This window comes from Xanthomonas sp. F1 (assembly GCF_014199855.1).
Genome location: NZ_JACHOK010000002.1, coordinates 590,551 through 611,667, shown reverse-complemented (window position 1 = coordinate 611,667; position 21,117 = coordinate 590,551). Strand labels below are relative to the sequence as shown.

Below are 21,117 nucleotides of genomic sequence, written 5' to 3'. Positions count from 1 at the left end.
TCGGGAGAGGGGTTGGGGTGAGGGTCCGGCCGCACGCAGTGCACTCAGCCACTCCTGGCGCGCGCCGACCCTCATCCGCCCCTGCGGGGCACCTTCTCCCGGCGGGAGAAGGAACGGCAGCAGCCCCTCTCCCACCGGGAGAGGGGTTGGGGTGAGGGTACGGCCCCGCGCCGAACCGCCCATGCCGCGCGCCGCCATTCGAGCGAGCGCTGGCGCCCCTATACTCCGCCGCTGCCTCCCTGCGCCGAGAGTCGCCGTGTCCGTGTCCTCCCTGCCGCTGCGCGACGCGCGCGACGATTTCCTCGGCCATCCCAAGGGCGTCTACGTCTGCTTCTTCACCGAGATGTGGGAGCGCTTCTCCTTCTACGGCATGAAGGCGCTGCTGTTGCTGTACCTGACCAAGTACCACCTGTTCGGCGACGACGCCGGGCTCGACCTGCTCGGCGCCTACGGTGGCCTGGTGTACTGCGTGCCGGTGCTCGGCGGCCTGCTCGCCGATCGCTGGCTGGGCATGCGCAAGGCGGTGGTGTTCGGCGGCCTGCTGCTGGTGCTCGGCCACATCGGCATGGCCTTCGAGGGTCACGCCGCCACCCGGGTCAACGGCGAGGTAGTGCGCGACACCGCATCCCTGGGCGTGACCTACCTGTCGCTGGCGCTGATCATCATGGGCGTGGGCTTCCTCAAGCCCAACATCTCCACCATCGTCGGCAAGCTGTACCCGGCCGACGACCCGCGCCGCGACGCCGGCTTCTCGCTGTTCTACGCCGGCATCAACCTCGGCGCCCTGTTCGCCTCGCTGGTCTGCGGCTTCCTCGGCGAGGCCTACGGCTGGCGCTACGGCTTCGGGGCGGCCGGCATCGGCATGCTGCTCGGCCTGGGCATGTTCCTGTGGGGCCAGAAGTACCTGCACGGCCACGCCGAACCGGCGCAGCCGGCGCTGCTGCGCGAGCGCGTGCTGGGCGTGCCGCGCGAATGGGCGATCTACCTGTGCGCCGTGCTGGGCGTGCTGCCGGTGGCCGCCTTGATGTGGGCCGCCGCCAACGGCGCCTTCAGCCTGGGTGGGGAAATCTCCCTGGCGCTGTTGTTGATGCTGCTGGTGCTTGGCGCGGTACTGCTGTGGTTCGCCTGGTTCACCGGCACCCAGTGCACCCCGGTGCAGCGCCAGCAGATGATCGCGCTGATGGTGCTGATCGCGATGGCGCTGGTGTACTTCACCCTGTACGAGCAGACCTACGGCTCGTGGGTCACCTTCACCGACCGGCTGATGACCAAGGACATCGTGCCGTCGCTGGTGATCCGCGGTGGCACGCCCCTGCCCTGGTCGATCGCCTCGCTGCTGCTGGCGCCGCTGGGTTTCGTGCTGGCGGCGGCGCTGTCCGACCGCCGTCCCGGCTCGTCGGCGCCGCGGTTGCTGTTCGTTGGGGTCAGCGCCCTGATGCTGCTGTTCCTGATCCGCGACTGCCTGGTGCTGCCGCAGACCGCCGGCTCGCTGACCTACCTGGGCGCGCTGTTCCTGGTGCTGCTGGCGCCGCTGTTCGCCGCGCTGTGGGCGTGGCTGGCGCGGCGCGGACGCGAGCCATCCAAGCCCGCCAAGTCGGCAATGGGGCTGCTGCTGGCCGGCCTGTCCTTCGTGCCGCTGGCGCTGGCCGCGCAACAGGTCGGCGCCACCGGCCAGATGGCGAGCGTGTGGTGGCTGGTGCTGGCCTACTTCGTGCTGGAAGCCGGCGAGATGTGCCTGTCGCCGGTCGGCCTGTCGGCGGTGACCCAGCTCGCGGTGCCGCGCGTGGTCAGCCTGATGATGGGCACCTGGTTCCTGGCCACCGCGTTCTCCGAAGCGCTGGCGGCGCTGTTCGGCAAGCTCGCCGCGATCGAGGTGCCGGACGGCCAGACCCTCAACGTCGCCGACGCCGCGGCCAAGTACGCGCACCTGTTCTGGCTGTTGCTGTGGATCGGCGTGGGTTGCGCGGTGCTGGCCTTCCTCGCCGCCCCGCTGCTGCGGCGGATGATGCACGGGGTGCGCTGAGCGGGTGGCCACTGCGGTCGCATGATTGCGACCGCGATGCGACAGCAACGGGCGTCGGGCCAGGCCAGCGACCAACCGAGGCAAGTGCGGTCCAGGCTTGCCCCGGACCGCACTGATGGTGTGCAACCGCGATGCGCGCCGTGCAGGCACGCATCGCCAGGCGAAACCACTTACGGCTTCGCTGCCGCCGGCGCCGCCTGCGCACCGCCCAGCGACTTGCTCAGGAACGCCAGCAGCCGGGTGTAGAACTCGCGGCGATGTTCTTCGGTGTAGAAGCCATGGCCCTCGGTCGGGACGTACAGCGTCTCCACCGGCACACCCGCTTTCTTCAGCGCGGCTTCCATCTTCTTGGAATGCTGGATGGGCGCGCGCTCGTCCTCGCCACCAGCCGCCAGGAATACCGGCACCTTGATCTTGTCGGCTAGATTGACCGGCGACACCGCAGCCAGCTCGCTGGGTGAACCAACCCATTCGCGCAAATAAGTCTTGCCCGAATCGCGCTGTTGCGTATCGCCTTTGACGTACAGCATCGGTAGATCGTAAACACCGACATAGCCGGCGGCGCAGCGATACAGCGTCGGCTCCTTGGCCACGCCCATCAACGACGCATAGGCGCCATAGCTGGCACCGAACATGCAGATGCGCTGCGGATCGGCGATCCCCTGGGCGATCGCCCAGCGTGTGGCATCGGTGACATCGTCCTGCATCGCGCCGCCCCACTGCCCCCCACCCGCCTGGGTGAAGGCGCGGCCGTAGTTGGCGGAACCACGGTAGTTGATCTGTAGCACGGCGTAGCCAGCGCTCGCCAGGATCTGCGCACTTTCGTCGAACAAGCCGCTATCGAAGATACCAATCGGCCCACCATGCGGCATCACCACCATCGGCACCTTGCCGGATGCAGCGGCAGCCGGCAAGGTCACGAAACCGTGCAGTGCGAGACCGTCGCGCGCCTGCAACGCGACAGGCCTTACTTCGGCCAGTTTGGACGGCTGCAGCGCGGCACGACGAGCGAAAGCGAAGCCCGCTTTCTTCGCCTCGGTATCGAACAGGTAGAACTCACCAGGATTGCGTCCTGACGTCACCTGCACAAGGTTGAGACGACCGTCGCGGGTGCTCGAGGTGACATAAACAGACTGTCCAGGAAACGCGGCTTCCAGCGAACGCTGGGTCTTCGCCTCGGGCGAAGCCGAATCGAAGAACAGCGTGTGCGGCTTGTCACCGAGTACCACGATCCCGATCGGAACATGGGTGCCATGGCGATAGAGCGTGTCGTACGGATCAGCCATTGGATCGCGTGCCACCACCTTGCGCTCGCCGCTGGCGGCATTCCAGGCCTCGATGGCATCGGTGCCACTAGCCTGCTCAACGCGCAGATAGGCGACCTCTCCATCTTCCGAGAAACCGAGAGGCTCCTCGACGTGATGACTTACGGTCTCGTCGTTGAGCAAACGCCAGTCGCCGCCATCCGCGCTGCGGTAGAAAAGCTTGCTGGCTCTATCCGCATCGGCGCCCAAAGCGAAGCGCACCTTGCCCTGCTCATCGGCAAAGAACTTGGCGCCACGCACCTTCGGCGAACCCACCAGTGGGCGCCGACGGCCGCTATACACATCAAGAACTTCGGTACGGCTGTACGGATCCTGGGTGACGCTGAACGGGTATACCCGGATCACGACATTGCGATCGTCGCCAGGCAACGGACCAACCCAATCCGCGGCGACCTTTTCCACCTTCTTGGTCTGGATCAACGTGCCCGGCCCATTGCCAGTCACTCGCTGCCCCACTAGCAATTCAGCCGCACTGCCATCGGCATTGATCGCAAACAACTCGCCAGTCGGTCGGGGCTCGTCCATCGCACCGATCTTGACGTCCATGCTGAACAGCACACGCGTATCGTTGACCCATTCGAAGTCGGCGACATGGGTGTTCTTCTCCATCGAAAAACTGCCGACGATCTTGTTGTCGGCGCGACGCATCACCGCCAACGCGGTGCGATCCGCCAACGGCACGGTGGCCGCGAAATACTCACCCGTCGGCGATAGCTTGACCTCTCCGAACTCTTCCTTCTTCAGATACGGCGCCAGATCCACCTGCGCCCATGCATTCCCCGCTCCCAGCAGACACAACAACGCGACTGCGCGCAGTCCCCTCTTCATTCCTTGTTCCCCTGTTCCTGTTGGCGTGACGTACGTGTGAAGTCTAATCCAGGCGCTTGCCTCGATGGAGTACCGGAGGCTGGGCCCCGACCTCCGGCGACGTCGGGGCTGGAAACCCAAAAGGGCGTGCAGCCCGGAGACCGCACGTCAGTCATCTGCCGCGGAAACGGCAGCGCGCACCGATCGAGTGCATCGCCCCTGCCGTCACCTACCCCCTCGGCGCACCGGTCGACCCGCGCACCATCAAGCTGAAATCCAGCGTCTGCTGCGGCGGTACGTCGCCCCGTTCGATGATGGCGAGCAGCAGGTTGACCGCGCGGACACCGATGTCGCGCATGGGCTGCCTGATCGTCGTCAACGGAGGCGTGAGGTAACTGGACGACGCCAGGTCGTCGAAACCGACGATGGACAGATCGTGCGGCACGCGGATACCCAGGTCGCGGCAGGCCGCCAGGGCCCCCAGTGCCATCTGATCGCTGAAACAGAAGATCGCGGTCGGCGCGGGTGTACGGCCCAATAGCGCCATCGCCGCCGCATGGCCGGATTCCACGGAGAAGTCGCCCGGTACCACCGTCAGGCTGCGCAGGCAGCGGCGCGCCTTGGCAGAGGCGCGCACGCCTTCCAGTCGTTGCTGATGCAGGGGATTGTCGGGCGGGCCGCCCACCACCGCGATCCGCGCGTGTCCCAGTCCATACAGGTGTTCCATCACCGCCTGCGCCGCGGCCGCGTTGTCGATGTGCACGCTGGGGATGCCCAGCGCCGGGTCGAACTCGCAGCCATTGACCACCGGCGCGGCGGCGCCTTGCTGCTTGACGATCTCACGCGCCGTCGGCGGAAGGCGGTGCCCCAGCACGATCAGGCCATCCGCCTCGTTGCGTGGGAGCATCTGCGCATAGCGCTCCTCGCGGTCGGGCTGGTGCTGGGTATCGCCCAGCAGCACGGCATAACCGACCGCCTGCGCGGCATCCTCCGCGCCCTGCAGGATCTGCGCAAAGAAGGGATTGGCGATGTCCGGGACGGTGACCAGGAGCTTGCCGCTGCGCTGGGTCTTGAGCGTCCTGGCCACCGTGTTGGGGACATAGCCCAGCGCGGCGGCGGCCTGCTCGATGCGCGCGCGCGTGGCGGGCAGGACTTTTTCCGGCCTGGAGAGCGCCCGCGACACCGTGCCCGCGGTGACGCCGACGTGCTTTGCGATGTCGTAGATGGTTGTCGCCATGAACTGAACTCGTGTTCTGCTGTGCAGTGCACAACGGGTCTTGCGGGAGGCCCATGCTAGGATGATTCAATCGATTGCATGAGGGCGAATCACGTTGAAGACGCTCAAGGGTCCGGCGCTGTTCCTGGCACAGTTCATCGCCGACACACCTCCCTTCAATCGCTTGGACACGCTGGCCGAATGGGCCGCGGGCCTGGGCTATTCTGGCCTACAAGTCCCGACCAGCGCGCCCCACCTGTTCGATCTGGCCCAGGCCGCGCACAGCCAGGCGTACTGCGACGACCTCGCCGGCATGCTGGCCGGGTACGGCCTGCAGATCACCGAGCTGTCCACCCACCTGCAGGGACAGCTGGTCGCCGTGCACCCCGCCTACGACAGTCTGTTCGACGGATTCGCACCGCCGGACACGCGCGGCAACCCCGCCGCCCGCCAGGCTTGGGCGGTGGAGCAGTTGCGGCTGGCCGCCAAGGCCAGCCAGCGCCTGGGGCTGACGGCGCATGCCACGTTTTCCGGCGCGCTGGCCTGGCCTTACTTTTATCCCTGGCCGCAACGCCCGCCCGGCCTGGTGGAGGAAGCCTTCGCCGAACTCGGCCGGCGCTGGCGCCCCCTCCTGGATGCCTTCGACGCCTGCGGCGTGGACCTGTGCTTCGAGATCCACCCGGGCGAGGACCTGCACGACGGCGCGACCTTCGAGCGCTTCCTCGACGTGGTCGACCAGCACCCGCGCGCCAAGATCCTGTACGACCCCAGCCACCTGCTGCTGCAGCAGATGGACTACCTGGGTTTCATCGATCGCTACCACGCGCGCATCGGCATCTTCCACGTCAAGGACGCGGAGTATCGCGCCAGCGCGCGCAGCGGCGTCTATGGCGGCTACCAGGACTGGATCGATCGTCCGGGGCGGTTCCGTTCGCTCGGCGATGGCCAGATCGATTTCAAGGCGATCTTCTCCAAGTTCGCGCAATACGATTTCCCAGGCTGGGCCGTGCTGGAGTGGGAGTGTTGCCTGAAGCATCCGGAAGACGGGGCAAGGGAGGGTGCCGCGTTCATCCGCGACCACATCATCCGCGTGACCGAACGCGCCTTCGACGACTTCGCCGGTAGCGGCGCCGATCCGGAATCGCTGCGACGCATGCTGGGAACCTGAGTCATTACCGCCCTGGGAGGGGACGCCATGACGCACACCATGTCGCGCTTGGGCGCGATGATGTTTCTGCAGTTCTTCATCTGGGGGGCATGGTTCGTGACCCTGGGCACGTACCTGGTGCAGGGGCCGCTGCACGCCAGCGCGAGCCAGGTGGCGACGGCGTTTCTCAGCCAGTCCATCGGCGCCATCGTCGCACCGTTCCTGGTCGGCCTGATCGCCGATCGCTACTTCGCGGCGCAGCGCATCCTCGGGGTACTGCATCTCGCTGGCGCGGTGCTGATGTGGCTGGCGTCCACGGCGACCAGCTTCGGCGTGTTCTTCGCCTGCGTGATGGGCTATATGCTGCTGTTCATGCCGACGCTGGCACTGGCCAACAGCGTGGCGATGCGGCACATGCAGTCGCCGGAGAAGCAGTTTCCGCCGGTGCGGGTCGCCGGCAGCGTCGGCTGGATCGTGGCCGGCGTGCTGATCGGCTGGCTGGGCTGGGAACAGGCGCATCGACTCGAGCTGACGTTCCGGATGGCGGCGCTGGCGTCGCTGGCGCTGGGCCTGTATGCCTTCACCCTGCCGCACACGCCGCCCCTGGCGCAACAGCGCGACGCCGGGCTGGGGCAGATCCTGGGGCTGGACGCGCTGCGGCTGCTGAAGTCGCGCTCCTATCTGGTGTTCTTCCTGGCCTCCATCGCCATCTGCATCCCGCTGGCGTTCTACTACAACTTCACCAACCCCTACCTCAACGACCTGGGTGTGCGCGGCGCGGCCGGCCTGCAATCGCTGGGCCAGGTCTCCGAAGTCCTGCTGATGCTGGCGATGCCGTTCCTGTTCGTGCGGCTGGGGGTCAAGACCATGCTGGCGGTGGGCATGGCGGCGTGGGTGGTGCGCTATGCGATGTTCGCCTTCGGCGATGCGGGCGGCGGCTTCTCCCTGCTGGTGATCGGCATCGTGCTGCACGGCATCTGCTACGACTTCTTCTTCGTCACCGGCCAGATCTACACTGATGCGCACGCCGGCCCGGCCGCGCGCAGCAGCGCACAGGGCTTCATCACCCTGGCCACGTACGGCGTGGGCATGCTGATCGGCACGTTCCTGTCCGGCGCGGTGGTGGAGCACTACACCACCGCGGCGGGCCCGGATTGGCGGCAGATCTGGCTGTTCCCGGCGGGCGTCGCGCTGGTCGTGCTGGTCGCCTTCCTGGTGCTGTTCCGCGACCGGCCTGTCGTCGCGGCCGCACCTTCCGCGTCGTGAGGATCCCACCGATGCCCAAGCTTGGAATCGCCATCGTCGGCACCGGCATGATCGGCGCCGTGCACCGCCGCGCGGCCCTGCTGGCCGGTGCCGCGGTCCGCGGCGTCGCCGCCTCTTCCCCGCAGCGCGCACGCGAGATGGCGCAGGCGTGGGATGTGCCGCGCGCCTATCGCGATATCGAGGAGGTGGTCGCCGATCCGCAGGTGCAGGTCGTGCACGTCTGCACGCCCAACCATCTGCACCGCGCCATGGCGCAGGCGGCGCTGGACGCCGGCAAGCACGTGATCTGCGAGAAGCCGCTGGCGACCACGCTGGAGGATGCCCAGGCATTGGCGGCCCTGGCCCGCGCGACCGGACTGGTCGCCACGGTGCCGTTCGTCTACCGCTACCACCCGGTGGTCCGCGAGGCGCGCGCCCGCATCGCCCAGGGCGAGCTGGGGCCGCTGCGCCTGATCCACGGCAGCTACCTGCAGGACTGGCTGCTGGACCCTGCCAGCAACAACTGGCGTGTGGACCCGGCACTGGGCGGCGCGTCGCGCGTGTTCGCCGACATCGGCTCGCACTGGTGCGACCTGGTGGAATGGGTGAGCGGCGAGCGCTTCACCGAGGTCAGCGCGGCGTTCGCGACGGTGATCGCCGAACGCGGCACCCAAACCGGGCAGAGCTTCACCACGCCGGCGGCGGGCGGCGCGATGCAGGCGGTCGCGAGCGAAGACGTGGCCATGGCGATGCTCAGAACCGGCGCCGGCACGCTGGCCTCATTGACGGTCAGCCAGGTCTCGGCGGGGCGCCGCAATCGCCTCTGGTTCGAAATCGACGGCGCCAGGGCCAGCGTGGCGTTCGACCAGGAGGACGCCGAACGGCTATGGATCGGCCGGCCCGACCAGCGCGAAGAAATCTTCGTGCGCGGGCCGGGCGCCGGCAGCGCCGAACAACGCCGGCTGGCGACGCTGCCGGCCGGGCACGCGCAGGGCTACGGCGATTGCTTCGAGGCGTTCGTCGCCGACACTTACCGCGCCATCGACGGCGAGCGGCCGGAAGGCCTGCCGACCTTCGATGACGGGCTGCGCTCGGCGCTGATCGTCGATCGCGTCATCGCATCGGCCAGGACACGCGGCTGGACATCCATCGATTGAATCCCGGAAGGACTTCCTGATGAACACATCGACACGCAGAACCACAACCCTCGCACTGCTGCTCCTCGTGGCCCTGCCCGCCTTCGCACGCGACGCTGCCGGCCCGCAGGCCCCCATCGCGGTGCAGATGTACACGCTGCGCAACGCCGGCTCGCTCGAGCAACAGTTGAAGATCGTCCATGACGCCGGCGTGGGCGCGGTGGAAACGGTGGGCACGCAGAACGTCGGCGCGGCGGAACTCAAGCAGTTGCTGGACAAGTATTCGATCAAGGCGGTCTCCTCGCACGTGCAACTGGCCGACCTGCGCAAGGACCTGGACGGCGTGGTGGCGTTCAACCGGTCGATCGGCAACACGGTGCTGGTGGTGCCTTACCTGGACCAGAAGGAACGGCCGACCGATGCCGCAGGCTGGACCGCACTGGGCCAGGAACTGGGCCAGATCGCGAAGCGGGTGCGCGCCAAGGGCATGCGTCTGGCGTATCACAACCACGACTTCGAACTGGTCGATTTCGATGGCAAGACCGGCCTGGAACTGCTGTTTGCCGCGGCCGGCCCCGATCTCAAGACCGAACTGGACCTGGCCTGGGTGGCGCGCGCGGGCTACGACCCGGCGACGATGCTGGGCAAGTTCAAGGGCCGCATGTTCGCGGTCCACGCCAAGGACAATGCACCGAAAGGCCAGGCCGAAGACGAAGGGGGCTTTGCCGCCGTCGGCCAGGGCGTGCTGGACTGGAGTGCGATCCTGCCGGCCGCGGCGGCGAGCGGCGTGCAGTGGTACATCATCGAGCACGACCAACCGCGCGATCCGGCCACCGTGGTGCGAACCGGGGCGGACTACCTGCGCAAGCACCTGCCCGCTGCCGCACCGCGTTAGTCCGCAAAGGAGTTCCGCTTGAACACGATCCTGACGATGGCCGTCGTGCTGCTGGGGGCGACGCTTGCGCCAACGGCCTGGTCCAAGGACGACCCGACGGCCGGCGCGCGGCTCTACGCGAACCACTGTACGGCCTGCCATGGCGCGAATCGCGCGGGCGTCCCGCCCACGTTCCCCGCGCTGACCGACGTGGGCAAGCGCCTGCAGCCGGCGCAGATCAAGGAAAAGATCCGCAACGGCGGCGGGTTGATGCCGCCCTTTTCGCAGCTGTCCCAACAGGAGATCGACGACCTCGCCAGCTTCCTGGTGCGCTAGGGCGTGTCATCCAGTCCCGAGCATGCCGCGTTGGGCGCGGCATACTGAAGGGATTGATAAGCCCCCCCAGGAGACCGGCACCGACTGACGTTGCACGACGCGGTAGGCCGCACGCAGACCAGCCTCCACGTTGACGGTGGGATCGGCGCGGTACGGCAGGCGCTGTGCACGCGCCTCCTGCGGGCGCACCCGGTAGTAGTCATCGACGTCACGGCGGTCCAGCCAGGCCGCGCAATGCGCGGAGTCAGCTCGAACAGGCCGAGGTCGAAAACGCGCTCGACGGACGCGCCGATTCGCTGCCCGCGGCGGTGGACACATCGTGCATCCACTGCAGCGCCGTGTCGGCGATGCCGGTGCGCCACTTGCCCGAGCCGCCTAGCCACAGGCGATCTTTTCGCGTGGTCAGCGAGAACGCTACCGGCCCCAGCGGCGGCAGGTTCAGACCGAGCGACGGCCCGGACACGCTCCACCACTTGCTTTCGTAGACCAGCAACGGCCGCGTGACGCGCTCCGGATCGACGCCGCGATAGGGCTTCTGGATGCTCGGTGCGGCCATGCCCAGCCCCAAGCGCGACCCGCTCGGCGGCGCATCGGCGGCGGCGCTCGTGTCCGCCCATGCGACGTAGACTGGCCACACCAGCAGCGCGACCAGCGCGATCGCCAAGACCACGCAACGCCAGAACAGCGTCGCTCGCGGCGTACGCCGCCGCGGGAGATCGGGGAGATCGAAAAGCGCCTGCAGTCCAGGACGAAGAGTGTGCGGCAGATGTGGTGGAGCGGATCGACGTGGGCGCATGGAAGCGTGTCCTGATCGCATGTGGGCGGAACGGAAACCGAGGTGAATGCCGGCGGGCCGTGCACCGTTGTGGCGAAGGCACCGTCAGTCGAGGCGTGCGACCAGATCCTGCGCACCCTTCTTGATCCCCGCCTTCGATGCGCCGAGACCGCCGATGGTGGCCTTGACGTTCAATGCGTTCGGATACTGCTTGGATACATAGGCGCTGAGCAGGTGATCGGTGGTGGCGTCGTAGATCTCCACCGCATAGCTGACCGAACCGGACAAGGCGCCTTCCTTGCCGCGGATTGACTGCACCACGTTGTACGGGCCGCCGGCGAGGTCGAACTTGGTCACAGTGCCCGCGAACTGTGTCGTCTTCTTCGCACCGGTCAGTGTCACCGCCACGCGCAACGAGCCCGGTCGTGGCCGGTTGACCACCGAGAAGCGCGCCTGCAGCGCCTGGCTGAAGGTGGCGCGCATGAATTGCGCCAGTTCGATCTTGTCCTGCTCGGAAACCTTCTCGTCGAACTGGTTGTCAGGCCCGCGATAGATCGCCACCGGCTCGACCACCACGCTGTCGTAGTCGCGCCAGTTGGCGCCGGCGGAATAGTCGTAGGGAACGCGTCCGGAGCGGTCGCTGGGATTGGGCCGCAATTGCTGCGAGGAAGCGATTCCCGAATAGGCGACAGGCTGGGTGGTGGCGCAACCGGCCACGCCCAGGCAAGCCAGCGCCGCCAAGGGAAACAGCAGGTAAGAACGTTTCATAGGAGCACCTTTCATGAAGTCGATGAGGCAGTCCGCAACACATTGGCGGCTGCATGCGCGCACCCGTGCGGTATCGCGGTAAGCGATGGCGGCCGGCCGAAACGGGCTGGACACCGCATGCCGCTAAATTAAACCGTACTGTACGGTTTATTATTAGAGGCGATTTTTCCCGCTGTCAAGAAAAATGTACAGTTGGGTTCACTTTAGGAGGCGCAATGAAGGTTCGAACCGAGGCCCGACGCGAGGCCATCGTCGAGGCGGCGACGAAACTGTTCCAGGAACTGGGCTACGAACGCGCTTCGATGAACGAGCTTGCGAAACGACTGGGCGGCTCCAAGGCCACCTTGTACGGCTATTTCGCGTCCAAGGAGGAACTATTCACTGCCGTGATCCGCGCCGCGGCGACCGCACATTTGTCCGACGCGATCTGGCGCCTGCAATCGCCCCAGGCTGGCGAAACCGACCTGCATTCGATGCTGATGCAGTTCGGCGAATGCATGCTGCAGGTGGTGAGCAACGATGCGGTCGCCATCGCGGTCTACCGCATGGTGGTAGCCGAGGCCGGCCGCTCCGATGTCGGACAGCTGTTCTACCAGGCCGGTCCCAGCGAATCGGTGGTGGCGGTGGCCGCAGTGCTGGAAGCGGCAATGGCGCGCGGCGAACTGCGCGCCAGCGACCCGATCATCGCTGCCCTGCACTTCCTGGCACTGCTGACCGCCGAAGTGGACGTACGCATCTACCAGCGCGATCCGCCGCCGCTGGCGCCAGCGCTGGTGCGCACTATGGTGCTACGCGCGGTCGAGCAGTTCCTGCTCGGCGCCGCGCCGCGACAGGCGACCTGAAAAGACGCACGCGCAGCCGGCAAGGCGGCGTGAGGCAACTGGACGACGCCAGGTCGTCGAAGCCGACGATGAACAGGTGGTCCGGCACGCGGATGTCCAAGTTCCGGCAGGCCGCGAGGCCCCCAGCGCCATCTGATCGCTGAAGCAGAAGTTCGCGGTCGTCGCGCCATTCCCGAGTGCGTCGCGTTGGGCGCGGCATAATGAGGGATTGATGACACGCCCCGGTGACCAGCACCGACGGCGCGCCGGCGCTACAGCTCGCGCACCCAGATGTTGCGGTAGCTGACCTTGGAATCGTGCTCCTGCAGGAAGATCGGCGCGCAGGCATGCGGCGCATACGACGGCGCGCCGATGTACTCGGTCTTGCCCGACAGCACGGTGTCGTTCTGCACCAGGACGCCGTTGTGCAGGACGGTGATGCGGGCGGGTGAGGTGAGTCCGCCGCCCTGCGAGAAACGGGGCGCCGTCCAGATGATGTCGTACATCTGCCATTGGCCTGGCGCACGCGAGGCATTCACCAGCGGAATGGCCTGCTTGTAGATCGCGCCGGCCTGGCCATTGGCATAGGTCGGGTTGTCGTAGCTGTCGAGCACCTGCAACTCATACAGCTCCTGCAGGAAGATGCCGCTGTTCCCCCGCTGCTGGCCGTCGAAGCCACGGGTCGCGGTGGGCGTGCGCCACTCGACATGCAACTGGATGTCGCAGAAGCGCTGCTTGGTGCGGATGCCCTTGCTGCCCGGCACCACGGTCAGCGCGCCGTCGGCGACGCGCCAGGGCACGCGTCCGCCCTGCTCCGACTCCCAGGCCGACAGATCCTTGCCATCGAACAGCACGATCGCGTCCGAGGGCGCGCCGCCCGGGGGCGTGGCCACGGTCGCGGGCACGGGCTTCCACACTTCGGTCTTGGCAGGATCGCGTGCGGGATCGCCGTCGGCCTGCGCGACCGCAGGCGCCGCGGCCAGCAGGCAGGCCGCCATCAGCAGGGATCTGGTCATCGTGTTTCCTGGGAAAGGAGGAAGGGCGAAGCGTGACGGTCCATCAGCTGGTCGCCCAGGCGGGCGTACCGGGAACGTAGGGAATGTCTTCGTAGCGGCCCGGCACGGCGACGTAGCGCAGCACCTCGTTGGCGCCGACCTCGGAGGTGAAGAAGCCGAAGATGGTCAGCTGCTTGATCATCGTAAAGGGATGCGGCATCGCGTCCGCCGCTTCGGCGGTGCCGGTGTCGGTCACGTCGATGGCCTTTGCCCTGGCCTCCGCATCCAGGGCGCGCAGCAGCTCGGTGCGCGCCTGTGGCGCGAGCGACACGAACCGACCGCCGGCACGTTTGTCGATCTCGGCCAGGCCGGCGCGGAACGCCGCCTGCTGCCGGGGGGTGTAGCAGTCGGTGACGAATTTCGCCATGAACGCGCCGGCACCGGCGTCCTTCGCCCCCGGCGTCTTGGTTCGCGGCAGGATGGTCTCGGCGATCTCGTCCAGCGTGCCGATATCGGCAGCGGTGAAGAGGGCCTTCGCCGCCGCGGCCGGCGCCTGTGCATGGGCGAGCGCGGGCAGCCCGACCATCGCCGCGCCCGTGGCGGCGAAGATCATCTTCAGCAGTTCGCGACGTTCCATCACAGGTTCCCCGCTTTCAGTTCGCGCACGGCATGATCGGCGGCACGTGCGGTCAGCGCCATGTAGGTCAGCGAGGGATTCACGCAGGCGCTGGAGGTCATGCAGGCGCCATCGGTCACGTAGACGTTCGGCGCGTCCCACACCTGGTTGTACTGGTTGAGCACGGAGTTCTTGCGGTCCCGGCCCATGCGCGCGGTGCCCATCTCGTGGATGCCCTTGCCCGGCGCATAGTCGGCATCGTGCATTGTCACGTCCTTGACGCCGGCCGCCTCCAGCATCTCGGCGGCATCGGCGGCCATGTCCTTGCGCATGGCCTTTTCGTTTTCGCGCATGGCGACGTCCATCGCCAGCACCGGCAGCCCCCATTTGTCCTTGCGCTGCGGGTCCAGGCGAATCGTGTTGTCGTGGTGCGGCAACATCTCGCCGAAGCCGGTCATGCCGATGCGCCAGTCGCCCGGCACGGTCAGCGCCTCCTTCAGGTCGGCGCCGATGTTCAGTTCGGCGATCTCGCGCGACCAGCCGGTGCGGCTCGCACCACCCTGGTAGCCGAAGCCGCGCAGGTAGCTGCGCTTGTCCGTGGCGACATTGCGGAACCGGGGAATGTAGAAGCCGCAGGGACGGCGGCCGAAGTAGTACTTGTCGTCGTAGCCCTCCACCCGGCCGGAAGCACCTGCGCCGAAATGATGGTCCATCACGTTGTGCCCCAGCTCGCCGGACGACGACCCCAGGCCACCGTCCCAGACGTCGGTGGCCGAGTTCATCAGCAGCCAGGTCGAATTGAACGAGGACGCGTTGAGGAAGATGACATTGGCCGTGTATTGGTAGGTCTGCCCGCTCTCGGCGTCGATGATCTCCACCCCGCGCGCACGCTTGCGGTCCTTGTCGTAGAGCACCTCCTTGACGATCGAGAACGGCCGCAAGGTCAGGTTGCCCGTCTTCATGGCCGCCGGCAGCGTTGCCGCCTGGGTCGAGAAGTAGGCGCCGAAGGGACAGCCCAGGATGCACTTGTTGCGATACTGGCAGTTGACGCGGCCCTGCTCGACCTTGGGCTGGGTGATGTTCGCAGTGCGCGAGTGGATCAGGTGCCTGGTGCCGCCAAAGGCCTTCTTGATCCGCGCGGCGACGTCCTTCTCGACGATGTTCAACGGGATCGGCGGCAGGAACTCGCCATCCGGCAACACGTCCAGTCCCTCGCGCGTGCCGGCGATGCCGGCGAACTTCTCCACGTGGTCGTACCAGGGCGCGATGTCGGCGTAGCGGATCGGCCAATCGGTGGCGATGCCGTCCTTGAGGTTCGCCTCGAAATCCAGGTCCGACAGGCGATAGCTCTGCCGTCCCCACATCAGCGAGCGACCTCCCACGTGATAGCCGCGAAACCAGTCGAACCGCTTGATCTCGGTGTAGGGCGATTCCTGTTCGTTGGCCCACATCCCCTGCAGGTTCTCGACCAGGGCGTAGTCGCGCATCAGCACAGGATATGCGGCCTTCATCGCCTGGGTCGGGCGGTTGCGGTGCGGGAAATCCCACGCCTCCTTCATCGCGTTGACGTAGTCCTTGACGTGCTCGATGTTGCGTCCGCGTTCCAGCATCAGGACCTTGAGTCCCTTCTCGGTCAGCTCCTTCGCCGCCCAACCGCCACTGATGCCCGAGCCAACGACGATGGCGTCGTAATGATTGTCTGCCATGGGTTCTACTTCACCTGGGTGGATAGCGTTTCAGACGTCGCAGAGGCGGATTGCCTCGCGCAGCGAGCCGACGGGATCCGGCGCCGTAGGAACGAATTCCTGCGCCAGATAGCCATCGAAACCGGTATCGCGAATCGCGCGACAGATCGCGGGATAGTGGAGCTCCTGCGCGTCCCCGATCTCGTGCCGGCCCGGGACGCCGGCGGTGTGGTAATGCTTGAAGCACGCGTGATGCTTGCCGATGGTGGCGATGATGTCGCCCTCCATGATCTGCATGTGGTAGATGTCGTACAGCAGGCCGAAATGGTCCGAGCCGATCCGCCGGCACAGCTCGACGCCCCAGGCGGAGTGGTCGCACAGGTAGTCGGGGTGATCGACCTTGGAGTTCAGCAGCTCCATCACCAGCACGACACCGCGCCTCTCGGCATGCCCGAGGATGCGCTTGAGTCCGGCTTCGGCGTGGGCCATGCCGTCCTGGGGATCCATGCCATTGCGATTGCCGGAAAAACAGATGAGGTTGCGATAGCCGGCATCGGCCACCAGGTCGATGTGCCGCGTGTAGCGCTCAACGAGTTCATCGTGGAACTGGCTGTCGGCGAAGCCCTTGTCCAGGCCGAGTTCCGCGCCGTTGCACATCGCGCTGTACACGCCATGCGCCTTCAGCGTGGGCCAATCCGCGGGGCCAACCAGATCGATGGCGGCGAACCCCATGCCCTTCACCACTTGGCAAAGCTGTGCGGTCGACAGCTGCGGAAACGTCCAGCGGGCGACGGACTGCTTCAGGTTGCCCCTGAGCGGCGTGGCGGCAGCACGCGCTGGCAGCACTGCCGCTGCCCCAAGGCCAAGGCTCCCGGCGACCGCCAGGCGCAGCGCGTCGCGCCGCGTGAACCCCGAGGCCGGCGCCGGTTCGATCGAATGGATAGACATCCACCTTCCGGCCTCCCAACCGGTGTCAAACGCTGACGAATCGCCGCGATTCAATCGATTGAACCATACGGGAGGAAATCGCGTTTGTGCAAGACGCAGTGCACGAAAGCTCATGCTGCAGGGCACAACGTTGTCGCGCCGATGGCCGCATGCCGATGGTGAAATGCCGGGAGAGGCATGGAGAGAGACAAGCCGATGTACAGCGAAAACAGGCTTGCAGCAGCGTGAACATGTCCATGCAGAGGAAGCATGGCGAGAAGCAGATGAAACAGTGGCTTGGCCTTGGAGCCAGGGCACTGGACTGCCTGCACGGTGGCTGGGATGGCGGGTTCGGATGGAAGTTCCAGTGCATCCCCGCCACGCTGCCACACGCATTCATGTGACGCGGATATTGGTGTGGAGGCGAGTGCAGCCAATGTGCTTTTTCGTAGGAGCGGCTTTTAGCCGCGACAGGCTTTCCCAGGAAAGCCGTCGCGGCTAAAAGCCGCTCCTACGGCACTTGATCCGTTCCGGTCGCGCCGGCCTGCCGGGAGCGACGACAAGGATTCGGCAAGAAAAGCCGCGCACCAAGGCATTGCGCGAGGCGGCCGCGTGGAACCACGCTTGGCAATCAATCTGATTTCGCGAAGGCGAAAACAGCACAGCACCCACCGCATGCACGCTCGCTTCGGCCGAAATTCTCCAAGCCTGGAGAAAGAGGATGTTCCATGCCCCCAATCGACCGAGCGCGCCTGGCTTCGCGTCGCCGTTGTTGGGGACAGAGCAAAAGCGCGCCGAAGCTTGGCCTCGCCTCTCAGTCGATCGATCGCCTGGCACGCGTGGCCGCGCCATCGCCCATCCTCTCCAGGCAGAAGATCGATGCCGGGCCAGCAGCAAAGAACACACCTCGTGCAAAACAAAAAGCCCCAGCAAGCACGGCGGCTGACTGGGGCTGAGTGACATCAGGCAATGACTGAAAATCAGAACGGAATATCGTCGTCCGCGAAGTCGTCCATCGGTGCGGACTGCTGCGGTGCCGGCTGCTGCCGACGCGGCGCGTAATCCTGCCCGCCACCACCGCCACCGCCGCCCATGCCGGAGCGTTCCTGGCGCGGCGGCGCCGAGCGCTGCGGACGGTCGCCGCCGCCCATGCCGCCACCGCCGCCCTCGCCGCGGCCGCCGAGCATCTGCATCTCGTCGGCGACGATGTCGGTGGAGTACTTCTCCACGCCGTCCTGGCCGGTGTACTTGTCGTACCGGATCGAGCCTTCGACGTAGACCGAGCTACCCTTGCGCAGGTACTCGCCGGCGATCTCACCCAGCTTTCCGAAGAACACGACGCGATGCCACTCGGTGCGTTCCTGCTGGTTGCCGTCGCGGTCCTTGCGCACGCTGGTGGTGGCCAGGCTGATGCGGGTGATGGCCATGCCGGCCTGGGTGTACTTGGTGTCGGGATCGTTGCCGAGGTTGCCGACGAGGATGACTTTGTTGATGCCGCGGGCCATGAGCTGCTTCCGTCTGGGGTCTCCGCGGCCGGGAGCACGCGGAGCGGTAAAGAAGATTTCGGGGGAGCAATCCTAACATCGCCGGGCTGGGCCGGCCTGCGCCAGGCGCCCGCGGGCGCCCCGGAAAACGCCGCATCGGCCTGTCGGATTCCTACCGGCACGCGCCCCGCCGGGCGTTGCAAACCCAGGCGCGGCAAGCCTTCAGGCCCCGGCCGCGCCCCACGGCGGGACGGATGTGGCCGCGCAGCCTATACTTCGCGCACGTTTCCAGTCCTGTCCGCATGAGCATCGCCGAATCCCCCAGCTCCGCCCTGGGCCTGCCCCAGATCCAGATGCTCGCCGCGCCGGACATGGCCGAGGTGGACGCCCTGATCCGCCGCCGCCTGGCCTCGGACGTCGTGCTGATCAACCAGATCGCCGACCACATCGTCTCCGCCGGCGGCAAGCGCCTGCGCCCGATGCTGGTGGTGCTGGCCGGCCGCGCCTGCGGCGCCGGCGGGCCGATGCAGCACCAGTTGGCGGCGATCATCGAATTCATCCACACCTCGACCCTGCTGCACGACGACGTGGTGGACGAGTCGGACCTGCGCCGAGGCCGCAGCACTGCCAACGCGCTGTGGGGCAACGCGCCCAGCGTGCTGGTCGGCGACTTCCTGTATTCGCGCAGTTTCCAGCTGATGGTGGAACTGGACAGCATGGCGGTGATGCGCCTGCTCGCCGACACCACCAACCGCATCGCCGAGGGCGAGGTGCTGCAACTGCTGCATGTGCACAACCCGGACACCGACGAAGCTGCCTACCTGCGCGTGATCGAGCGCAAGACGGCGGTACTGTTCGCCGCCGGCACCCGCCTGGGCGCGCTGGCCTCCGGTGCCAGCGAGGCGGTGCAGGAGCACCTGTACGACTACGGCATGCAGCTGGGCTATGCGTTCCAGATCGCCGACGACGTGCTCGACTACACCGCCGACGCCACCGACCTGGGCAAGAACCTGGGCGACGACCTGGCCGAGGGCAAGGCCACGCTGCCGCTGATCCACGCGATGGCGCATGCCGACGAGGCCACCCGCGCGCGCCTGCGCCAGATCGTCGAACAGGGCGATGCCAGCGCGATGCCCGAGGTGCTGGCCGCGATCGAAGCCAGCGGTGGCATCGACTACAGCCGCCGCCGCGCCGCCGACTACGCCGCCGCCGCCGAGCGCGCCCTGGACGGCCTGCCGGAGAACGAGGCGGTGGCCGCGCTGCGCGGCCTGGCGCGCTACGCGGTCGAGCGCAGGCACTGATCGCCGCTCGCGCATGACCACATTCACCGCCGAGGAGCGCGCCGTGCTGCTGGCGGTGAAGGGCGTCGGCCCGACCGTGGTCGCACGGCTGGAGCAACTGGGCGTGCATACCCTGGAGGCGTTGTCCGCCTGCGACGCGCAGCACCTCACCGAGCAGGCCGCCGCGCTGCTCGGCTCCACCTGCTGGCGCAACAGCCCGCAGGCGCGCGCGGCGATGAATGGTGCCGTCGCCGCTGCGCAGGCGCACTTGCTCAAGCCATCCTCCAAGACACCGTAAGGGTTCATTACGCCCGTTAGGCCGCTTATCCGGCGCGCTACCGCGCGCCGGAGGGATTGGGGAATCGGGATTGGGAATTCGTTAAAGCCGGTTGGCTGATGCCTGACGCGTTACCGGCTCACGCTGCATAGTCAGCAGCGCACACGCTTTAGGTCTGGTTACGCAGCGGAATTGGCAAAGCGCGATCCACCGCCTTTGCCAATCCACAATCCCGCCGAGCGCGCAGCGCGAGGCACCTCCCAAATCCCGGCGCGCTGTGTGCGCCGGAGAGATTGGGGAATCGGGAATGGGGATTCGTTAAAGCCGGTTGGCTGGCGCCTGACGCGTTACCGGCTCACGCTGCAAAGTCAGCGCCGCACACGCTTTAGGTCCGGTTACGCAGCGAAATTGGCAAAGCGCGATCCACCGCCTTTGCCAATCCCCAATCCCGCCGAGCGCGCAGCGCGAGGCACCTCCCTACTCCTGGCCGAAGCGCTCCTCGAAGAAGTCCTCGAGCATCCGGTAGGCGCGCTTGGCCGCACGCGGGTTGTACTGGCAGCCCGGCGGGCTGTTGGCGTCGGCTTCGGCGAAGCAGTGCACCGCGCCGCTGAAGTTGACGAACTGCCAGTCGGCGCCAGCGCCGTTCATCTCCTGCTCGAAGGCGGCGATGTCGTCGCGGCTCACGCTCTTGTCGTCGGCGCCATTGAGCACCAGCACCGGCGCCTTGGCGCTGCCCGCGGCCGCCGGCGCCGCCGTGGCCAGGCCGCCATGCAGGCTGACCACGCCGGCCAGCGGCGCACCGGCACGGACCAGCTCCAGCACCGTGGTGCCGCCGAAGCAGAAGCCGACCGCGCCGATCCGGGCCGGATCCAGCGGCGCCTTGCCGGCCTGCCCCTTCACCGCCGCCACCGCCGCCAACGCCCGTGCGCGCAGCGTGGCCGGATCCTTCTTCAGCGCACCGGCGAACTGCCCGGCCTCGGTATCGTTGGCCGGTCGCTTGCCCTTGCCGTAGACGTCGGCCACCAGCACCACGTAATCGTCTCCGGCCAGGCGCTTGGCCTTCTCCACCGCGGAGCCGTTGACGCCGCGCCAGTTCGGCACCATCACCAGGCCGGGGCGCTTGTCGTGCTCGGCATCGTCGTAGACCAGCACGCCGCTGAAGGTGTCCTTGCCGACCTGCCATTCCACCGGCTTGGCCTGCATCGCCGCCCAGGCCTGCAGCGGCAGTGCCAAGGCCAGCGCGAGCAGACCGGTCCACCGCATCATCGAACGTGTGCGCATCGTCCTTCTCCCGTGGGAACCAGGCGGCAGTCTAGAGCGTGACATGCACGCCGAGGTGAGGGCGACGGCGGCCCACGATGGCTCTGGGACAAGGCGCAC

At 67.0% G+C, this 21,117-nt stretch carries 20 protein-coding genes and 1 pseudogene; 9 read left to right on the top strand and 12 right to left on the bottom strand.

What is annotated here, in order from left to right; genetic code table 11:
* Positions 1-256 precede the first annotated feature (256 nt).
* Positions 257-2,023: an oligopeptide:H+ symporter gene (locus GGR71_RS07265; protein WP_160962747.1), complete on the top strand. Its 1,767-nt coding sequence runs from the start codon at positions 257-259 to the stop codon at positions 2,021-2,023.
* Positions 2,024-2,193: 170 nt separating this feature from the next.
* Here GGR71_RS07265 and GGR71_RS07260 read toward each other — a convergent pair whose 3' ends face one another.
* Positions 2,194-4,176: an alpha/beta hydrolase family protein gene (locus GGR71_RS07260; protein ID WP_184451773.1), complete on the bottom strand. Its 1,983-nt coding sequence runs from the start codon at positions 4,174-4,176 to the stop codon at positions 2,194-2,196.
* A 208-nt stretch (positions 4,177-4,384) separates the two neighbouring features.
* A complete protein-coding gene (locus tag GGR71_RS07255; RefSeq protein ID WP_160962745.1) occupies positions 4,385-5,392 on the bottom strand; it encodes a LacI family DNA-binding transcriptional regulator in 1,008 nt (335 codons plus the stop codon).
* A 94-nt stretch (positions 5,393-5,486) separates the two neighbouring features.
* Here GGR71_RS07255 and GGR71_RS07250 point away from each other — a divergent pair, with 94 nt between their 5' ends.
* The 5 genes from GGR71_RS07250 to GGR71_RS07230 are packed head-to-tail and all read left to right on the top strand — an operon-like array spanning position 5,487 to position 10,109.
* Positions 5,487-6,539 carry a sugar phosphate isomerase/epimerase family protein gene (locus GGR71_RS07250; protein WP_160962743.1) on the top strand — a complete coding sequence of 351 codons (1,053 nt, stop codon included), beginning with the start codon at positions 5,487-5,489 and terminating at the stop codon, positions 6,537-6,539.
* 27 nt (positions 6,540-6,566) lie between these two features.
* Complete coding sequence (locus tag GGR71_RS07245; protein ID WP_160962741.1) at positions 6,567-7,784, top strand: nucleoside permease; 1,218 nt, start codon at positions 6,567-6,569, stop codon at positions 7,782-7,784.
* 11 nt (positions 7,785-7,795) lie between these two features.
* The gene (locus GGR71_RS07240) at positions 7,796-8,920 is read left to right on the top strand and encodes a Gfo/Idh/MocA family protein (protein ID WP_160962739.1); all 1,125 of its coding nucleotides are present in this window, start codon (positions 7,796-7,798) and stop codon (positions 8,918-8,920) included.
* A gap of 19 nt (positions 8,921-8,939) precedes the next feature.
* A complete protein-coding gene (locus GGR71_RS07235; protein ID WP_160962737.1) occupies positions 8,940-9,794 on the top strand; it encodes a sugar phosphate isomerase/epimerase family protein in 855 nt (284 codons plus the stop codon).
* Between the two features lie 36 nt (positions 9,795-9,830).
* Positions 9,831-10,109: a c-type cytochrome gene (locus tag GGR71_RS07230; protein ID WP_160962755.1), complete on the top strand. Its 279-nt coding sequence runs from the start codon at positions 9,831-9,833 to the stop codon at positions 10,107-10,109.
* A gap of 6 nt (positions 10,110-10,115) precedes the next feature.
* Here the strand turns inward: GGR71_RS07230 and GGR71_RS21015 are convergent, their stop codons facing one another.
* The 3 genes from GGR71_RS21015 to GGR71_RS07220 form a co-directional block, all read right to left on the bottom strand.
* Positions 10,116-10,427, bottom strand: coding sequence for a MipA/OmpV family protein (locus GGR71_RS21015; protein ID WP_369334226.1), 312 nt, complete (start codon positions 10,425-10,427; stop codon positions 10,116-10,118).
* Positions 10,354-10,773: a hypothetical protein gene (locus tag GGR71_RS07225; RefSeq protein WP_160962735.1), complete on the bottom strand. Its 420-nt coding sequence runs from the start codon at positions 10,771-10,773 to the stop codon at positions 10,354-10,356. The genes GGR71_RS21015 and GGR71_RS07225 overlap by 74 nt, the downstream gene beginning before the upstream one ends.
* Before the next feature lie 216 nt (positions 10,774-10,989).
* On the bottom strand, positions 10,990-11,652 hold the full coding sequence (locus tag GGR71_RS07220; RefSeq protein WP_160962733.1) for a DUF3313 domain-containing protein: 663 nt from the start codon (positions 11,650-11,652) through the stop codon (positions 10,990-10,992).
* 215 nt (positions 11,653-11,867) lie between these two features.
* On the opposite strand from GGR71_RS07220, the gene GGR71_RS07215 reads away from it, so the two are divergent.
* Entirely contained in the window at positions 11,868-12,494 is a 627-nt protein-coding gene (locus GGR71_RS07215; protein WP_160962731.1) for a TetR/AcrR family transcriptional regulator, read from the top strand.
* Between the two features lie 22 nt (positions 12,495-12,516).
* Here the strand turns inward: GGR71_RS07215 and GGR71_RS21010 are convergent.
* The 6 genes and pseudogenes from GGR71_RS21010 to GGR71_RS07190 form a co-directional block, all read right to left on the bottom strand.
* Positions 12,517-12,668, bottom strand: a pseudogene (locus GGR71_RS21010) (substrate-binding domain-containing protein); the annotation flags it as partial.
* Positions 12,669-12,745: 77 nt separating this feature from the next.
* A complete protein-coding gene (locus tag GGR71_RS07210; RefSeq protein ID WP_184451771.1) occupies positions 12,746-13,489 on the bottom strand; it encodes a 3-keto-disaccharide hydrolase in 744 nt (247 codons plus the stop codon).
* A 43-nt stretch (positions 13,490-13,532) separates the two neighbouring features.
* Entirely contained in the window at positions 13,533-14,105 is a 573-nt protein-coding gene (locus GGR71_RS07205; RefSeq protein ID WP_160962729.1) for a gluconate 2-dehydrogenase subunit 3 family protein, read from the bottom strand.
* Positions 14,105-15,790, bottom strand: coding sequence for a GMC oxidoreductase (locus GGR71_RS07200; RefSeq protein WP_160962727.1), 1,686 nt, complete (start codon positions 15,788-15,790; stop codon positions 14,105-14,107). The genes GGR71_RS07205 and GGR71_RS07200 overlap by 1 nt, the downstream gene beginning before the upstream one ends.
* Positions 15,791-15,820: 30 nt before the next feature.
* Positions 15,821-16,717: a hydroxypyruvate isomerase family protein gene (locus GGR71_RS07195; protein WP_160962725.1), complete on the bottom strand. Its 897-nt coding sequence runs from the start codon at positions 16,715-16,717 to the stop codon at positions 15,821-15,823.
* A gap of 959 nt (positions 16,718-17,676) precedes the next feature.
* Complete coding sequence (locus GGR71_RS07190) at positions 17,677-18,201, bottom strand: single-stranded DNA-binding protein (protein WP_010341990.1); 525 nt, start codon at positions 18,199-18,201, stop codon at positions 17,677-17,679.
* Between the two features lie 281 nt (positions 18,202-18,482).
* Here GGR71_RS07190 and GGR71_RS07185 point away from each other — a divergent pair, with 281 nt between their 5' ends.
* Together GGR71_RS07185 and GGR71_RS07180 are read left to right on the top strand one after the other, a co-directional pair.
* Positions 18,483-19,481, top strand: coding sequence for a polyprenyl synthetase family protein (locus GGR71_RS07185; protein ID WP_160962723.1), 999 nt, complete (start codon positions 18,483-18,485; stop codon positions 19,479-19,481).
* Positions 19,482-19,494: 13 nt separating this feature from the next.
* Complete coding sequence (locus tag GGR71_RS07180; RefSeq protein ID WP_160962721.1) at positions 19,495-19,758, top strand: helix-hairpin-helix domain-containing protein; 264 nt, start codon at positions 19,495-19,497, stop codon at positions 19,756-19,758.
* A gap of 456 nt (positions 19,759-20,214) precedes the next feature.
* Here GGR71_RS07180 and GGR71_RS07175 read toward each other — a convergent pair whose 3' ends face one another.
* Entirely contained in the window at positions 20,215-21,003 is a 789-nt protein-coding gene (locus tag GGR71_RS07175) for a dienelactone hydrolase family protein (protein ID WP_237474544.1), read from the bottom strand.
* Positions 21,004-21,117 lie beyond the last annotated feature (114 nt).

Bases quoted from the DNA above. Each gene is read 5' to 3' on its own strand.
- GGR71_RS07195 (WP_160962725.1), bottom strand. From the start codon at position 16,717: ATGTCTATCCATTCGATCGAACCGGCGCCGGCCTCGGGGTTCACGCGG.
- GGR71_RS07215 (WP_160962731.1), top strand. From the start codon at position 11,868: ATGAAGGTTCGAACCGAGGCCCGACGCGAGGCCATCGTCGAGGCGGCG.
- GGR71_RS07185 (WP_160962723.1), top strand. From the start codon at position 18,483: ATGAGCATCGCCGAATCCCCCAGCTCCGCCCTGGGCCTGCCCCAGATC.
- GGR71_RS07240 (WP_160962739.1), top strand. From the start codon at position 7,796: ATGCCCAAGCTTGGAATCGCCATCGTCGGCACCGGCATGATCGGCGCC.
- GGR71_RS21015 (WP_369334226.1), bottom strand. From the start codon at position 10,427: ATGTGTCCACCGCCGCGGGCAGCGAATCGGCGCGTCCGTCGAGCGCGT.
- GGR71_RS07200 (WP_160962727.1), bottom strand. From the start codon at position 15,790: ATGGCAGACAATCATTACGACGCCATCGTCGTTGGCTCGGGCATCAGT.
- GGR71_RS07230 (WP_160962755.1), top strand. From the start codon at position 9,831: ATGGCCGTCGTGCTGCTGGGGGCGACGCTTGCGCCAACGGCCTGGTCC.
- GGR71_RS07260 (WP_184451773.1), bottom strand. From the start codon at position 4,176: ATGAAGAGGGGACTGCGCGCAGTCGCGTTGTTGTGTCTGCTGGGAGCG.
- GGR71_RS07190 (WP_010341990.1), bottom strand. From the start codon at position 18,201: ATGGCCCGCGGCATCAACAAAGTCATCCTCGTCGGCAACCTCGGCAAC.
- GGR71_RS07180 (WP_160962721.1), top strand. From the start codon at position 19,495: ATGACCACATTCACCGCCGAGGAGCGCGCCGTGCTGCTGGCGGTGAAG.
- GGR71_RS07245 (WP_160962741.1), top strand. From the start codon at position 6,567: ATGACGCACACCATGTCGCGCTTGGGCGCGATGATGTTTCTGCAGTTC.
- GGR71_RS07220 (WP_160962733.1), bottom strand. From the start codon at position 11,652: ATGAAACGTTCTTACCTGCTGTTTCCCTTGGCGGCGCTGGCTTGCCTG.
- GGR71_RS07175 (WP_237474544.1), bottom strand. From the start codon at position 21,003: ATGATGCGGTGGACCGGTCTGCTCGCGCTGGCCTTGGCACTGCCGCTG.
- GGR71_RS07255 (WP_160962745.1), bottom strand. From the start codon at position 5,392: ATGGCGACAACCATCTACGACATCGCAAAGCACGTCGGCGTCACCGCG.
- GGR71_RS07205 (WP_160962729.1), bottom strand. From the start codon at position 14,105: ATGGAACGTCGCGAACTGCTGAAGATGATCTTCGCCGCCACGGGCGCG.
- GGR71_RS07210 (WP_184451771.1), bottom strand. From the start codon at position 13,489: ATGACCAGATCCCTGCTGATGGCGGCCTGCCTGCTGGCCGCGGCGCCT.
- GGR71_RS07235 (WP_160962737.1), top strand. From the start codon at position 8,940: ATGAACACATCGACACGCAGAACCACAACCCTCGCACTGCTGCTCCTC.